The organism is Streptomyces sp. NPDC007929, assembly GCF_042959065.1.
GTDB lineage: Bacteria > Actinomycetota > Actinomycetes > Streptomycetales > Streptomycetaceae > Streptomyces.
In genome coordinates, this window is record NZ_JBIBKD010000003.1 from 751,341 (window position 1) to 764,489 (window position 13,149).

Annotated in this window: 15 protein-coding genes; 11 read left to right on the top strand and 4 right to left on the bottom strand. The window is 72.1% G+C overall.

Going from position 1 to position 13,149, the window contains the following annotated elements; all coding sequences use genetic code 11:
• Nucleotides 1–78: 78 nt before the first annotated feature.
• On the top strand, nucleotides 79–1,158 hold the full coding sequence (gene dapE / locus ACFZDE_RS13070) for a succinyl-diaminopimelate desuccinylase (RefSeq protein ID WP_391199797.1): 1,080 nt from the start codon (nucleotides 79–81) through the stop codon (nucleotides 1,156–1,158).
• 120 nt (nucleotides 1,159–1,278) lie between these two features.
• Entirely contained in the window at nucleotides 1,279–2,037 is a 759-nt protein-coding gene (locus ACFZDE_RS13075; protein WP_189592074.1) for a TIGR00730 family Rossman fold protein, read from the top strand.
• A gap of 88 nt (nucleotides 2,038–2,125) precedes the next feature.
• Here the strand turns inward: ACFZDE_RS13075 and folP are convergent, their stop codons facing one another.
• Nucleotides 2,126–2,986: a dihydropteroate synthase gene (folP, locus tag ACFZDE_RS13080; protein WP_391199799.1), complete on the bottom strand. Its 861-nt coding sequence runs from the start codon at nucleotides 2,984–2,986 to the stop codon at nucleotides 2,126–2,128.
• Nucleotides 2,987–3,130: 144 nt separating this feature from the next.
• On the opposite strand from folP, the gene ACFZDE_RS13085 reads away from it, so the two are divergent.
• Together ACFZDE_RS13085 and ACFZDE_RS13090 are read left to right on the top strand one after the other, a co-directional pair.
• The gene (locus ACFZDE_RS13085; protein WP_391199802.1) at nucleotides 3,131–3,529 is read left to right on the top strand and encodes a DivIVA domain-containing protein; all 399 of its coding nucleotides are present in this window, start codon (nucleotides 3,131–3,133) and stop codon (nucleotides 3,527–3,529) included.
• Entirely contained in the window at nucleotides 3,526–4,128 is a 603-nt protein-coding gene (locus tag ACFZDE_RS13090) for a DNA-3-methyladenine glycosylase I (RefSeq protein ID WP_391199804.1), read from the top strand. Before ACFZDE_RS13085 ends, ACFZDE_RS13090 begins: the two co-directional genes overlap by 4 nt.
• Before the next feature lie 80 nt (nucleotides 4,129–4,208).
• Here ACFZDE_RS13090 and ACFZDE_RS13095 read toward each other — a convergent pair whose 3' ends face one another.
• Nucleotides 4,209–5,012 carry an enoyl-CoA hydratase-related protein gene (locus ACFZDE_RS13095; RefSeq protein ID WP_390993731.1) on the bottom strand — a complete coding sequence of 268 codons (804 nt, stop codon included), beginning with the start codon at nucleotides 5,010–5,012 and terminating at the stop codon, nucleotides 4,209–4,211.
• Nucleotides 5,013–5,079: 67 nt separating this feature from the next.
• Between ACFZDE_RS13095 and ACFZDE_RS13100 the strand changes: the two genes are divergently transcribed.
• Together ACFZDE_RS13100 and ACFZDE_RS13105 are read left to right on the top strand one after the other, a co-directional pair.
• On the top strand, nucleotides 5,080–5,244 hold the full coding sequence (locus ACFZDE_RS13100) for a hypothetical protein (protein ID WP_390993732.1): 165 nt from the start codon (nucleotides 5,080–5,082) through the stop codon (nucleotides 5,242–5,244).
• Between the two features lie 153 nt (nucleotides 5,245–5,397).
• Nucleotides 5,398–5,565: a DUF3117 domain-containing protein gene (locus ACFZDE_RS13105; protein WP_003966491.1), complete on the top strand. Its 168-nt coding sequence runs from the start codon at nucleotides 5,398–5,400 to the stop codon at nucleotides 5,563–5,565.
• Between the two features lie 116 nt (nucleotides 5,566–5,681).
• On the opposite strand, the gene ACFZDE_RS13110 is transcribed toward ACFZDE_RS13105, so the two are convergent.
• Nucleotides 5,682–6,380, bottom strand: a complete 699-nt coding sequence (locus ACFZDE_RS13110) for a class I SAM-dependent methyltransferase (RefSeq protein ID WP_390993955.1) — start codon at nucleotides 6,378–6,380, stop codon at nucleotides 5,682–5,684.
• Between the two features lie 162 nt (nucleotides 6,381–6,542).
• Between ACFZDE_RS13110 and sigE the strand changes: the two genes are divergently transcribed.
• The 5 genes from sigE to ACFZDE_RS13135 all read left to right on the top strand — a co-directional run bounded on the left by sigE (nucleotide 6,543) and on the right by ACFZDE_RS13135 (nucleotide 11,860).
• A complete protein-coding gene (gene sigE / locus ACFZDE_RS13115) occupies nucleotides 6,543–7,316 on the top strand; it encodes an RNA polymerase sigma factor SigE (RefSeq protein ID WP_390993733.1) in 774 nt (257 codons plus the stop codon).
• Nucleotides 7,313–8,350 carry a zf-HC2 domain-containing protein gene (locus ACFZDE_RS13120; protein ID WP_391199805.1) on the top strand — a complete coding sequence of 346 codons (1,038 nt, stop codon included), beginning with the start codon at nucleotides 7,313–7,315 and terminating at the stop codon, nucleotides 8,348–8,350. The genes sigE and ACFZDE_RS13120 overlap by 4 nt, the downstream gene beginning before the upstream one ends.
• Nucleotides 8,351–8,481: 131 nt before the next feature.
• On the top strand, nucleotides 8,482–10,302 hold the full coding sequence (locus tag ACFZDE_RS13125) for a trypsin-like peptidase domain-containing protein (protein WP_391199807.1): 1,821 nt from the start codon (nucleotides 8,482–8,484) through the stop codon (nucleotides 10,300–10,302).
• A 218-nt stretch (nucleotides 10,303–10,520) separates the two neighbouring features.
• Complete coding sequence (locus tag ACFZDE_RS13130) at nucleotides 10,521–10,961, top strand: sec-independent translocase (RefSeq protein WP_390993736.1); 441 nt, start codon at nucleotides 10,521–10,523, stop codon at nucleotides 10,959–10,961.
• 227 nt (nucleotides 10,962–11,188) lie between these two features.
• Nucleotides 11,189–11,860 (top strand): hypothetical protein, encoded by a 672-nt coding sequence (locus ACFZDE_RS13135; protein WP_391199809.1) that lies wholly within the window; start codon nucleotides 11,189–11,191, stop codon nucleotides 11,858–11,860.
• Between the two features lie 136 nt (nucleotides 11,861–11,996).
• Here the strand turns inward: ACFZDE_RS13135 and ACFZDE_RS13140 are convergent, their stop codons facing one another.
• Entirely contained in the window at nucleotides 11,997–13,130 is a 1,134-nt protein-coding gene (locus tag ACFZDE_RS13140) for a P-loop NTPase (RefSeq protein ID WP_390993738.1), read from the bottom strand.
• Nucleotides 13,131–13,149: the final 19 nt, after the last annotated feature.

Sequence of the window (13,149 nt, forward strand, 5' to 3'; positions counted from 1 at the left end):
AAGGTACTGGAGAGTACGGAGTGGCATGAGCCGGGTGTGGACAGTGAGGCCGCGGCCTGGCGCGTTAGGGTCGACGGCATGGCCGACACCTCGCTTGACCTCACGCTGGACGCCGCGGAGCTCACCGCCCGGCTCGTCGACTTCCGTTCCGAGAGCGGCACCGAGAAGCCCCTCGCCGACGCGGTCGAGACCGCCCTGCGCGCGCTGCCTCACCTGACGGTCGACCGGTACGGCAACAACGTCGTGGCCCGCACGAACCTCGGCCGCTCGGAGCGGGTGATCCTGGCCGGGCACATCGACACGGTGCCGATCGCGGACAACGTCCCCTCCCGGCTGGACGAGGACGGCGTGCTGTGGGGCTGCGGCACCTGCGACATGAAGTCCGGCGTCGCGGTCCAGCTGCGCATCGCGGCCACGGTCCCCGCCCCCAACCGCGACCTGACCTTCGTCTTCTACGACAACGAGGAGGTCGCCGCCGAGCTGAACGGCCTCAAGCACGTCTCCGAGACGCACCCCGAGTGGCTTCAGGGCGACTTCGCGGTGCTTCTGGAGCCGTCGGACGGGCAGGTCGAGGGCGGCTGCCAGGGCACGCTGCGGGTCCTGCTGAAGACCACGGGCGAGCGGGCCCACTCGGCACGCGGCTGGATGGGCTCCAACGCGATCCACAAGGCCGCCCCGATCCTCGCCCGCCTGGCCTCCTACGAACCCCGCCGGCCGGTCATCGACGGCCTGGAGTACCGCGAGGGCCTGAACGCGGTCGGCATCGGCGGGGGAGTGGCCGGCAACGTCATCCCCGACGAGTGCGTCGTCACGGTCAACTTCCGCTACGCCCCCGACCGCACGCCCGAGCAGGCGATCGCCCACGTCCGTGAGGTCTTCGCGGACTGCGGGGTGGAGGAGTTCGAGGTCGTCGACCACAGCGGTGCGGCGATGCCCGGTCTGTCCCACCCGGCGGCCAAGGCGTTCATCGAGGCGGTCGGCGGCACCCCGATGCCCAAGTACGGCTGGACGGACGTCTCCCGCTTCTCGGCGCTCGGCGTCCCGGCGGTCAACTACGGCCCCGGCAACCCCCACTTGGCGCACAAGCGGGACGAGCGCGTGGAGATCGCCAAGATCCTCGCGGGCGAGGAGCGCCTGCGGAACTGGCTGACCGCCTGACCCCACCGGCCCACCCGGCGGGTTTACGGCGCTTCATCGCGGACATGCTCACGTCCCTCGTTCGTAACCCGCGTAGAACTACGCTGAGGTGGAAAAACAGGCACGACGGAGGGAGCGCACATGGCGACCGGCAACCCCGAGGGGAAGAAGCAGCCGCCGGAGGAGAAGCGCCTGGGCCCGGTCCTCCAGAGGCGGGACCAGGTGCAGGCCAGCACCACCGACCAGCGGCTGCTGGACGAGCGGGCCCCCTCCGACTGGGTCCACACCGACCCGTGGCGGGTGCTGCGCATCCAGTCGGAGTTCATCGAGGGCTTCGGCACGCTCGCCGAACTCCCGCCCGCGATCAGCGTGTTCGGCTCGGCCCGGACCCCGGCGGACTCGCCCGAGTACGAGGCGGGCGTCCGGCTGGGTCAGGGCCTGGTCGACGCGGGCTTCGCCGTCATCACGGGCGGCGGCCCGGGCGCGATGGAGGCGGCCAACAAGGGCGCCCTGGAGGCGAAGGGCATCTCGGTCGGCCTCGGCATCGAGCTGCCCTTCGAGCAGGGACTCAACCCGTACGTCGACATCGGCCTGAACTTCCGCTACTTCTTCGTGCGGAAGATGATGTTCGTCAAGTACGCCCAGGGCTTCGTCGTCCTGCCCGGTGGCCTCGGCACCCTCGACGAGCTCTTCGAGGCCCTCACGCTGGTCCAGACCCAGAAGGTGACGCGCTTCCCGATCGTCCTGTTCGGCAGCGACTACTGGGGCGGTCTGGTCGACTGGCTCCGCGACACGGTGATCGCCCAGGGCAAGGCGTCGGAGAAGGACCTGCTGCTGTTCCATGTGACGGACGACGTGGACGAGGCGGTGGCCCTGGTGTCCAAGGAGGCGGGCCGCTAGGAGGCTTCTCGAGCCCGGCCTTCTGTCGGACCGTGTCGGGCGGGGGTGGGCAAAGGTCCGGGGGTCCAGGGGGTTCCTGGTACCCGGGCTAGGCCAACCCTCGCCGGGCAACGGCGGGACCCCGATGCCCCGCGATCGCCGAGACCATGTCCAGCACCTGCCGCGTCTCGGCGACCTCGTGCACCCGGTACACCTGCGCCCCCAGCCACGCGGACACCGCCGTCGTCGCCAGCGTCCCCACGACCCGTTCCTTCACGGGCCGGTCCAGCGTCTCCCCGACGAAGTCCTTGTTGGACAGCGACACCAGCACCGGCCACCCCGTGGCGACCATCTCGTCCAGCCGCCGCGTCGCCTCCAGGCTGTGCCGCGTGCTCTTCCCGAAGTCGTGCCCCGGGTCGATCATGATCGACTCCCGCGGCACGCCCAGCGCGAGCGCCCGCTCGGCCAGCCCGACCGTCACGTCCAGGATGTCGGCCATGACGTCGTCGTACTCGATCCGGTGCGGCCGCGTCCGAGGCTCCGCCCCGCCGGCGTGGGTGCACACCAGCCCCACCCCGTAGCGTGCGGCGACCTCGGCCAGCCCCGGATCGACACCGCCCCACGCGTCGTTCAGCACATCGGCCCCGGCCTCGCACACGGCCTCGCCGACCTCGGCCCGCCAGGTGTCCACGCTGATGATCACGTCGGGGAAACGCCGCCGCACCTCCGCGACGAACCCGACCGTGCGCCGGGCCTCCTCCTCGGCCGTGACCTCCTCGCCCGGCCCTGCCTTGACCCCGCCGATGTCGATGATCGCGGCGCCCTCGGCCACGGCCTGCTCCACGCGCGCGAGGGCCGGCTCGTCGCGGAAGGTGGCGCCCTGGTCGTAGAAGGAGTCCGGGGTGCGGTTCACGATCGCCATGATCACCGGCTCGTGCGTCCCGAATTCCCGCCTGCCCAGCCTGAGCATCCCCTGTGACCTCTCCTGGTACGAGCCGTCTTCCGCCGCCTGTGACCCTAACCGCCGGACTCGCATGGCACGATCGGAGCCTGACAACATCCGACTCGCTGGACTCCCGGGGAGTCCGATCCATCCGACCGTGGGGGCCCCGCGATGGTTATGTTCCTGTTCCTGGTCGTCGCGCTCGTCGTCGTGGTCGGCGCGGTGACGCTCGCCGTGGTGGGCGGCGGTGAGAACGGCCCACTCCCCGAGGCCGCCCCCGAGCGGCTGCGGGACCCACTGCCCCCGGACCGCCCGGTCGACCGCGCCGACGTGGAGGGCCTGCGCTTCCCGCTCGCCGCCCGCGGCTACCGCATGGCCGACGTGGACGACGCCCTCGGCCGCCTGGGCGCCGAGCTCGCCGAGCGGGACGCCCGCATCGCCGACCTGGAGTCGGCCCTGGCCGGTGCCCGCTCGGCCGCCACCCACGGCCCGGTGCACGCCTCCGGTCCTGCGCACGCCTCCGGGGAGAACCACGTGTCCATGGACAAGCGGCCGGAGGACCGGCCGTGAGCGACGGGACCGCCCGGCCCGGCCCGGACGGCGCGCTGCGCTGCCCCTGGGCCCTGTCCGCCCCGGAGTACGTGGCGTACCACGACGAGGAGTGGGGCCGCCCGGTCCACGGCGACGACGCCCTGTTCGAACGGCTCAGCCTGGAGGCCTTCCAGTCCGGCCTCTCCTGGATCACGATCCTGCGCCGCCGCCCCGGCTTCCGCGCCGCCTTCGCCGACTTCAAGATCGCGTCGGTCGCCGCCTTCACCGACGAGGACCGCGAGCGGCTGCTGGCCGACGCCGGCATCATCCGCAACCGCGCGAAGATCGACGCGACCCTCGCCAACGCGCGTGAGCTGACCGCCTGGTCCCCGGGTGAGCTGGACGAGCTGATCTGGTCCCACGCCCCCGACCCGGCCGGCCGCCCGGCCCCGAAGACCCTCGCCGACGTCCCGCCGGTCACCCCGGAGTCGACGGCGCTGTCCAAGGCGCTGAAGAAGCGGGGCCTGCGCTTCGTCGGGCCGACGACGGCGTACGCGCTGATGCAGGCGTGCGGCTTGGTGGACGATCACCTGGCGGCGTGCGTGGTGAGGGGCGCCTCCTCAGGGGCGCGGGGCTGAGTCCCTGTGCGGCTCCGCCGCGTGGGCGCGATCACGTACGCAGAACCCGCAGCCCCCGACGGCGCCGCACCACCCCGAGCTCACCGGCCCAGATACTTCGGCTTCTCCTTGTTGACGAAGGCCTGCACCGCGATCGCGTGGTCCTCGGAGGAGCCGGCCCGGGTCTGGAGCTCGTCCTCCTTCTCCAGCGTCTCCTCCAGGGAGTGCGACAGCCCGTACGCCACCGACTCCTTCAGCGCCGCCAGCGCCACCGTCGGCCCCTCGGCCAGCGCCCGCGCCACCTTCTCGGCCTCGGCCCGCAGCTCACCGGCGGGCACCAGGCGGTTCGCCACCCCCAGCTCGTACGCCTCCTGCGCGCTGATGGTCCGCGGGAAGAGCAGCAGGTCGGTGGCGCGCCCCGGGCCGACGACCCTCGGCAGGGTCCAGGAGATACCCGAGTCCGCGGTCAGGGCGACACCGGCGAACGAGGTGTTGAACGACGCCGTGTCCGCCACGATCCGGTAGTCCGCGGCGAGCGCGAAGCCGAAGCCCGCCCCGGCCGCCACCCCGTTCACCGCCGCGACGACCGGCTTCCCCGCCCCGGCCAGCGCCCGCACGATCGGGTTGTAGTGCTCCCGTACGGTGCTCATGGTCTGCCCCGACCCGGTCTCCCGGTCCGCCGCCAGCAGGCCGATGTGCTCCTTGAGGTCCTGTCCGACGCAGAACGCCCGGTCACCGGCGGCGGTCAGCAGCACCGCCCGCACGGCCGGGTCGTCCGCCGCGGACCGGACCGCCTCCCGCAGGGCGACCTTGGCCGCCACGTTCAGCGCGTTCATCGCCTCCGGGCGGTTCAGCGTGATCGTCGCGAGTCCGTCGCTCACCTCGTAGAGCACGGTGTCGGTCATGGCGTATCCCCTCCGAGTCGCGAATCGGGGGCGTACCGGCCGGTACGCCCCGGGTCTGGAGGACAGCATGACGGAGATCGCCGACGGGGAACCGGACCGGACGTGTGACCTGCGTCAAAGAATTCTCGCCCGGATTCGTTCGGCGGACGTGTGTGCGGTGGCGGAGTATCGCAGTCTCATCGCCGAATTGAGTGGTTTTGCTCGTGTGCGTTGCCCAAGCGATGCCTACTGATGTTGGTCATCGGGTCCTGAGATGCGGGATAATGGCTTGGAAGCAATGTGTTCGATGCCGGTGTCGCGTGTCCTGCCACAAGGGCCGCACGTGTGCCCTTCTCAGGGGCCGTCGGCTTTGACGATGAGCTGGGTTTCAGGAAGGGGAACGAGCATGGCGGCCATGAAGCCGCGAACGGGTGATGGCCCGCTCGAGGTGACCAAGGAGGGGCGGGGCATCGTCATGCGCGTTCCGCTCGAAGGCGGCGGTCGGCTCGTCGTCGAGCTGACCCCGGACGAGGCCGACGCGCTCGGCGACGCCCTCAAGAAGGTCGTCGGCTGACGCGCAAGCGACCATACCCTTTCAGTTGCCCCGGCATCCCAGGTGGTGCCGGGGCGGCTGTTTTTCCCGCTGACGACATGCGCCTGCCCAGGTTCCCGCACGGCTAACGTGCGGCCCTAGCGTTTCACCGCGCACAGCAGCCCGTCGCCCACCGGCAGCAGGGACGGCACCAGCTCCTGGCTCTCGCGCACCGCGCGCAGCAGTTCCCGAAGGCGCAGCACCTCGGTCGGCTGCGGACCGGAGTCGACCGTCCGGCCGTTGGCGAAGGCGCCCTCGAAGACGACCAGCCCGCCGGTGCGCAGCAGCCGCAACGATTCAGCGAGGTAGTCCATGACCTCCAGGCGGTCACCGTCGCAGAACACCAGGTCGTAGCCGGCGTCCGCGAGGCGCGGCAGCACGTCCAGGGCGCGGCCCGGGATGAAGCGGGCCCGGTTGCTGGCGAAGCCGGAGGCACGGAAGGCCTGCCGGGCGAACTGCTGGTGCTCGGGCTCGGGGTCCACGGTCGTCAGGACGCCGTCGGGCCGCATACCGTGCAGGAGGTGGATCCCGGAGACGCCGCAGCCGGTCCCGATCTCCGCGACGGCCTTCGCGTCGACCGACGCGGCCAGCAACCGCAGCGCGGCGCCCGTGCCGGGCGTCACCGAGCGCAGCCCTGCGTCACGGGCGCGGTCCCGGGCCCAGTGCAGCGCTTCGTCCTCGGCGACATAGGCGTCGGCGAACGCCCAGCTCGTCTGCCGGTTGCCGGTAATGACCCTCTCCTGTCCCCGTGAATGCCTCGGCGTGACTGTATCCGTTGGGCACGGGAACCCGCAGATGGGACCGGTCGTTTAAAGGGATGAGCAAGCGGCGTGGGCCGGGACGGGGGGCGAGCGGTGGATCGGAGCGGCGAGCAAGTGCCGACGCAGCAGTACGAGGGGTATCCACCCACATCAAATTCTCGTAAAACCGCTTATCCGGTCCTAACGGGCGAGGTGGCTATGGTAGGGGCTCCACTGGACACCACCAGAGCTGACAGGGGAGGTGCGGCTGCGCCTGTGGATCGTGGAGGAGTGCTCCGGCGCCTCCTCGGATCGGCGGGCAGGCCGACATCCGTGAACGACACCGCTGCTGACCACAGTCACGCCGCTGACTTCGCCCAGACCGCGACCTTCACCACCGACGCGGACGGGCAGGCGTGGACTCCGCCCACGTGGGAGGAGATCGTCAGCACGCACAGCGGCCGGGTCTACCGGCTCGCCTACCGTCTGACCGGCAACCAGCACGACGCGGAGGACCTCACGCAAGAGGTCTTCGTCCGCGTCTTCCGCTCCCTGTCGACCTACACGCCGGGCACCTTCGAGGGCTGGCTGCACCGCATCACCACGAACCTCTTCCTGGACATGGTCCGCCGCAAGCAGCGCATCCGGTTCGACGCGCTCGGCGAGGACGCGGCCGAGCGGCTGCCCAGCAAGGAGCCCACCCCGCAGCAGGTCTTCAACGACGCGCACTTCGACGCCGACGTCCAGCAGGCCCTCGACACCCTGGCCCCCGAGTTCCGCGCCGCGGTCGTCCTGTGCGACATCGAGGGGCTGTCGTACGAGGAGATCGCCGCGACCCTCGGCGTCAAGCTCGGCACGGTCCGCTCGCGGATCCACCGTGGGCGCTCGCAGCTGCGCAAGGCCCTCGCGCACCGCTCCCCGCAGGCGCGTGCCGAGCGCCGCTCCTTCGTGCCCCGTGTCCCGGCCCTGGGAGGAGGGGGCGCGAGCGCGTGAGCGGATCTCGGCCGAAAGCCTCCGAGGGTCACCTCGCAGAGCAGCATCTGGGAGACCGACTCTCCGCCCTGGTGGACGGAGAGCTCGGTCATGACGCGCGTGAGCGCGTACTGGCGCATGTGGCCACCTGCCCGAAGTGCAAGGCGGAGGTGGACGCCCAGCGCCGGCTGAAGAACGTCTTCGCGGAGGCGGCTCCGCCGCCCCCGTCCGAGAGTTTCCTGGCCCGCCTGCAGGGACTACCCGCGGGCGGCGGCCCGGACGGTGATGCCACACCGCCGGGCGGCGCAGGGCTGCCCGGAGGCGTGAGCGGACGGTTCGGATCGTCCGGCGCCTTCGGCGTGAAACGCGAGCGGTTCGACTTCGGGTACGCGCCGTCCCGGCCGCACCTGCCCGTGCTGCCCGCCTCCCCGGGGGACCGGAGCCTCCCCTCCGACACCGGCGGTCTGCCCTCCGGGCACCGCGGCCTCCCCTCGGGGAGGGGGTTCCGCATCCATGACGCCGGCCGGCCCGACGGCGACCGGTCCTCCTCGCGGCTGCGGTTCGCCTTCGCGGCCGCCGGTGCCGTCTCCCTGGCCGCGATCGCGCTCGGCGGCGTCAGCACGGTCGCCCCGGCCGACACCGAGGCCCGCGGCGGCCAGGGCGCCGGAAGCAACGTGACACCGCTGCGCACCCAGGGCACCGGCGCCGCCACCCCGCCCGAATCCCAGCGCCGCCGCACGGCACCGCTGCTCGGGCAGGTGCACGGCCAGAACATGCTCGGCCACGTCCCGGTCGCCCCGACCGAGGTGTCCGCCCCGCTGCTGCCCGGGGTGCCGTCCACCCCCCGGCACCAGGCGCTGCACGCGCTGACCGCCCCGGTGATGGCCGGTGCCGCGGTCATGTCCCCGCTGATACGACCGCTCGAAGCGGCCACACCGGCCGCCCTGACCTCGTGGTCGTCGGTCCCCGAGATGGCGGCCCCCCTGTTCGCCGCGCCCCTTCCCGACCCGTCCCCGTCCCCCTCGTCCTCCGCCTCCTCGCGCACGGCTCACTGACCGGGCTCTGCGCGGTGGCCCGCGAACCTGATTGAATCCGGGGGTTGTCGCCCGCCGCCGAGGTGTGGCCGGGCGCCGATTCGACGAACTGCGGCCACCGCGACGAGCCGTGCCGCGGCTGTGGGGAGAGCATGAACGAGGGGAAGCCCACGAAGGCGAAGTGGTGGAGCCGTCCACGGCCGCAGGACGGGGACGGTGACTTCGAGCTGGCCCGTCCCGCGGCTCGGGCCGAGGAGGACGGTGACTACGAGTTGAGGCGCCCCGAGACGCCCCCGGCCGCCGCATCGACCGCCTCCGGCGAGGCGCCTGTGGAGGCCGCCGCCCCGGTCCCCGCTGCCCGGGAGGGCGAGCGGGAGATTCCGGTCGCCTCCGCCCCCGCGTCTCCCGTCGCCTCGACGGCCGCACCGGTCGAGGGGGCTCCGAAGCCGCTGCACGACCCCGACCCGTACAGCACCCCGCCCTACGGCGAACCCGGCCCCTGGGCACCCGCCCCGCCCGTCCAGCACCCGGCGACAGGGGCCACAGCGGCTCCAGCGGCCGCCCCGGCGCCCGCGGTGCGGGGCGGGGCGATCCCGGGCCAGCCGACTGTGCCGGGCACTCCGGCCGGGCCGGGCACGCCGCCTGTGCCCGCCGACATGCCGCCGCCCGGCGCCCCCGCGCCCGTTCCGGCCGCCCCGGTCCATGCCGAGCCCCCGGCGCCCACGCCTGCCCCCACACCCGCGCCTGCCCCCGCTCCTGCCCCCGACCCCTGGCAGCGCTACGACCCCTGGGCCGCTCCCGCCGCCGGGGGACACGGCCCCTTCCAGCAGAACGGCGCCGCCGTGCTCAGCACGGAGCAGCGGCGCAAGCGCGGCAGGAAGGCCCTGGTGCTGGGAGCCGTGCTGCTCGCGCTCGTGTCCGGGGGCTTCGGCGGCGTCGTCGGGACGTATCTGGAGCGGAACGGCGGCGTGGGGACTGTCGAGCTGCCGCAGGCCGGGAAGGAGGCCTCGGGGCGGGACGCGGACAGTGTGGCCGGGATCGCCGGGCGGGCCCTGCCCAGCGTGGTCACCCTGCATGTCAGCGGCTCCGGCGAGCAGGGCACGGGCACCGGCTTCGTGCTCGACACCCGCGGGCACATCCTGACCAACAACCACGTCGTGCAGCCCGGCGGCTCGGGCGGCGAGATCACCGTGACCTTCAACGGCGGGCAGACCGCCAAGGCCGAGGTCGTCGGCCGGGACAGCGGCTACGACCTCGCCGTCGTGAGGGTGAAGGGTGTCGGCGGACTCACCCCGCTGCCCCTCGGCAACTCGGACAACGTGCAGGTCGGCGACCCGGTCGTGGCCATCGGCGCCCCCTTCGACCTGGCCGGCACGGTCACCTCCGGCATCATCAGCGCCAAGCAGCGGCCCATCACCGCCGGTGGCGAGAAGGGCGACGGCAGCGACGTGTCGTACGTCGACGCGCTGCAGACCGACGCGCCCATCAACCCCGGCAACTCCGGCGGGCCCCTGCTCGACGCCCGGGCCCGGGTGATCGGCATCAACTCGGCCATCCGCTCGGCGGGCAGCGGCTCCACGCAGGACAGCGGCCAGTCCGGCTCGATAGGCCTCGGCTTCGCCATCCCCATCAACCAGGGAAAGCGCGTCGCGGAAGAGCTGATCAACACCGGGAAGGCGACCCACCCGGTCATCGGCATCACCCTGGACATGAACTACTCGGGCGACGGTGCGCGCGTCGCCGCGAAGGGCAACGAGGGCGGAGCGCCGGTCACCCCGGGCGGCCCCGGTGCCAAGGCCGGGATCAAGCCGGGCGACGTCATCACGGAGGTCGACGGCCTGCGGGTGCACTCCGGTGAGGAACTGATCGTCAAGACCCGTGCGCACCGCCCCGGCGACCGGCTGGAGCTGACCGTCGAGCGCGGCGACAAGGAACGGAAGGTCTCGCTCGTCCTCGGATCGTCCGATGGCTGAGGCCATGAGGCCGGGGACTCGCCAAGACGCCGCAACAGGTCCCACAAGGGACCAACGAGGCAAACAATCGGGAAAGCGCTCCCACCTCCCGCACTCGGAGGTCCCGGGACAGTACCGGTCGGACGGGATCGCCGGGTACCGTGGATCCGGCCCGGACCACGGCGAGACCCGCCCCGACCACGAGGGCCGAGGACCGAGGACATCGCTAGGAGCTTCAGGTGTTCAATGACATAGGACCACTCGAGCTGGTGACGCTCATCGTCCTCGCCGTGCTCGTCTTCGGTCCGGACAAGCTCCCCAAGGTCATCCAGGACGTGACGCGCACGATCCGGAAGATCCGTGAGTTCTCGGAGAGCGCCAAGAACGACATCCGGGAGGAACTCGGCCCGGAGTTCAAGGACTTCGAATTCGAGGATCTCAACCCCAAGACGTTCATCCGCAAGCAGCTGGACAACGAGGACCTGGGGCTCAAGGAGATCCGCAACGGCTTCGACCTCAAGAAGGAGATGGCCGAGGTCACCGACGCCGTCCACAGCCGTGACTCCGACACGTCCTCCGCGTCGTCCACCGGCTCCTCCGGTGGCCGCGTCGACATGACCAAGAAGCCGGAGACGCCCGCCGCGGACGACCGGCCGCCGTTCGACGCGGACGCCACCTGAGCGAGTCGCCCAGGGGCGTACGCCCCCGCGCGCGTGACGCGTTTCATACTCCGGTCGGGCTGTCTACGGCCTGAACCGGGCGCCCGTGCGGCCCACGCGCCGGGCGCTTTCCCTGCTGCTCGCAGCGGTGTGGCTATGCTGCCGAGTTGTTGTGCGGACCGTGACGAGTACGCCCGAAGGGGGGCGGGCCGTTCCGGTCCGACTAGAGCGAGGAGGCGTCCGGGCACATGGAGACGACGAGTCGGGCAGTCGAGCAGGCGCCGGCCGCGGAGGGTGGACAACAGGTCCCCTCCGCCCGGCGTACGGTCGACGGCTACTTGCGTGCGTCCTTCCCGTGGTACGGCCTCGACGAGGCCTTCACGGGACCGCGATGGCTGATGCAGGTCGGTATGACGGCCGACGGGGCCGTGGAACACGGGTCGATCGGACACGGGGACGAACCCACGGTGCGCAACGAGCACGCGGCGGGCGGCGATCAGGACGCCAAGGAGAAGTTCGCGGTCGTGGTGACCGTGGCGGCGAACCCCTCACGGCGCACGGCGGACGGAACGGGGTTCCTGGAGGCCACCTCGGTGTCCTCGGCGGCGTGGCTCGCGGGGGTGGGGCTGCTGTCCTTCACCTGGCCCGGGCAGATGGACCACACGCTGCGGGACGACTGGCTGGAGCAGCAGACCGAGACGGCGTGGGTGCTGGCGGACGACCTGGAGGGGGACGACTGGTCGACGCTGTCGCTGCCGGTGGACGGGGTGCCGACGGTGTTCCACTACCGGGAGTCCGAGTTCGGCTGGGTGCTGGCCGGGTCCACGTCGGCGGGGGTTCACGTCGGGGCGTACGGGCGGGGCATGAGTGCGTACGGGCTCGGCTTCGCCGTGGTCAAGGACATCGCCGCCTACGCGTGATTCGGAGGGGCGCCGGGTTTTCGGCGCCCCATCGCCGTGTTGCCTGAGCCCTGGGGCGGGTGCGGGTGCGTGGTGGCCTGTCGCGCAGTTCCCCGCGCCCCCGAGGGGGCTGCCATGCCCCCAGGGGCGTCGCGATCTAGAACTTGTTCCGCGGGGTGATGCCCAGGGACAGGCCCGAGAGGCCGCGCTGGCGGCCTCCCAGCTTGCCGGCGATCGCGCGCAGGGCCGAGCCCGCGGGGGAGTCGGGGTCGGTCAGGACGACCGGCCTGCCGTCGTCGCCGCCCTCGCGCAGGCGGACGTCGATGGGGATGCTGCCGAGGACGGGGACGGTCGCGCCGGTCGTGCGGGTGAGGCCGTCGGCGACCGTCTGACCGCCGCCCGTGCCGAAGACGTCGACCATCTCGTCGCAGTGCGGGCAGGGCAGGCCGGACATGTTCTCGACCACACCGACGATCTTCTGGTGGGTCTGGACGGCGATGGAGCCCGCGCGCTCGGCGACCTCGGCCGCCGCCTGCTGCGGGGTCGTCACGACCAGGATCTCGGCGTTCGGGACCAGCTGCGCCACGGAGATGGCGATGTCGCCGGTGCCGGGCGGCAGGTCCAGCAGCAGCACGTCCAGGTCGCCCCAGTAGACGTCCGCGAGGAACTGCTGGAGGGCGCGGTGGAGCATCGGGCCACGCCAGACGACCGGGGCGTTGCCCGGGGTGAACATGCCGATCGAGATGACCTTCACGCCGTTCGCCGACGGCGGCATGATCATGTTCTCGACCTGGGTGGGACGGCCGTCGGCGCCCAGCATGCGCGGCACGGAGTGGCCGTAGATGTCGGCGTCGACGACACCGACCTTGAGGCCGTCGGCCGCCATCGCCGCGGCCAGGTTGACCGTCACGGAGGACTTGCCGACGCCGCCCTTGCCGGAGGCGACCGCGTAGACGCGGGTGAGGCTGCCCGGCTTGGCGAAGGGGACCTCGCGCTCGGTCTGGCCGCCGCGCAGGGCGGACGCCAGCTCCTTGCGCTGCTCGTCGCTCATCACGTCGAGCGTGACGTCGACGCGGGTGACGCCCTCGACGGCCGAGACCGCGTCGGTCACGCGCTGCGTGATCGTCTCCCGCATCGGGCAGCCCGAGACCGTGAGGTACACGGTGACCGCGACCGCCCCGTCCGCGCCGATCTCCACCGACTTGACCATCCCGAGTTCGGTGATGGGCTTGTGGATCTCGGGGTCGTTCACCGTCGCCAGTGCCTCGCGCACCGCGTCTTCCGTAGCCATAGGACGATGGTACGGCGCC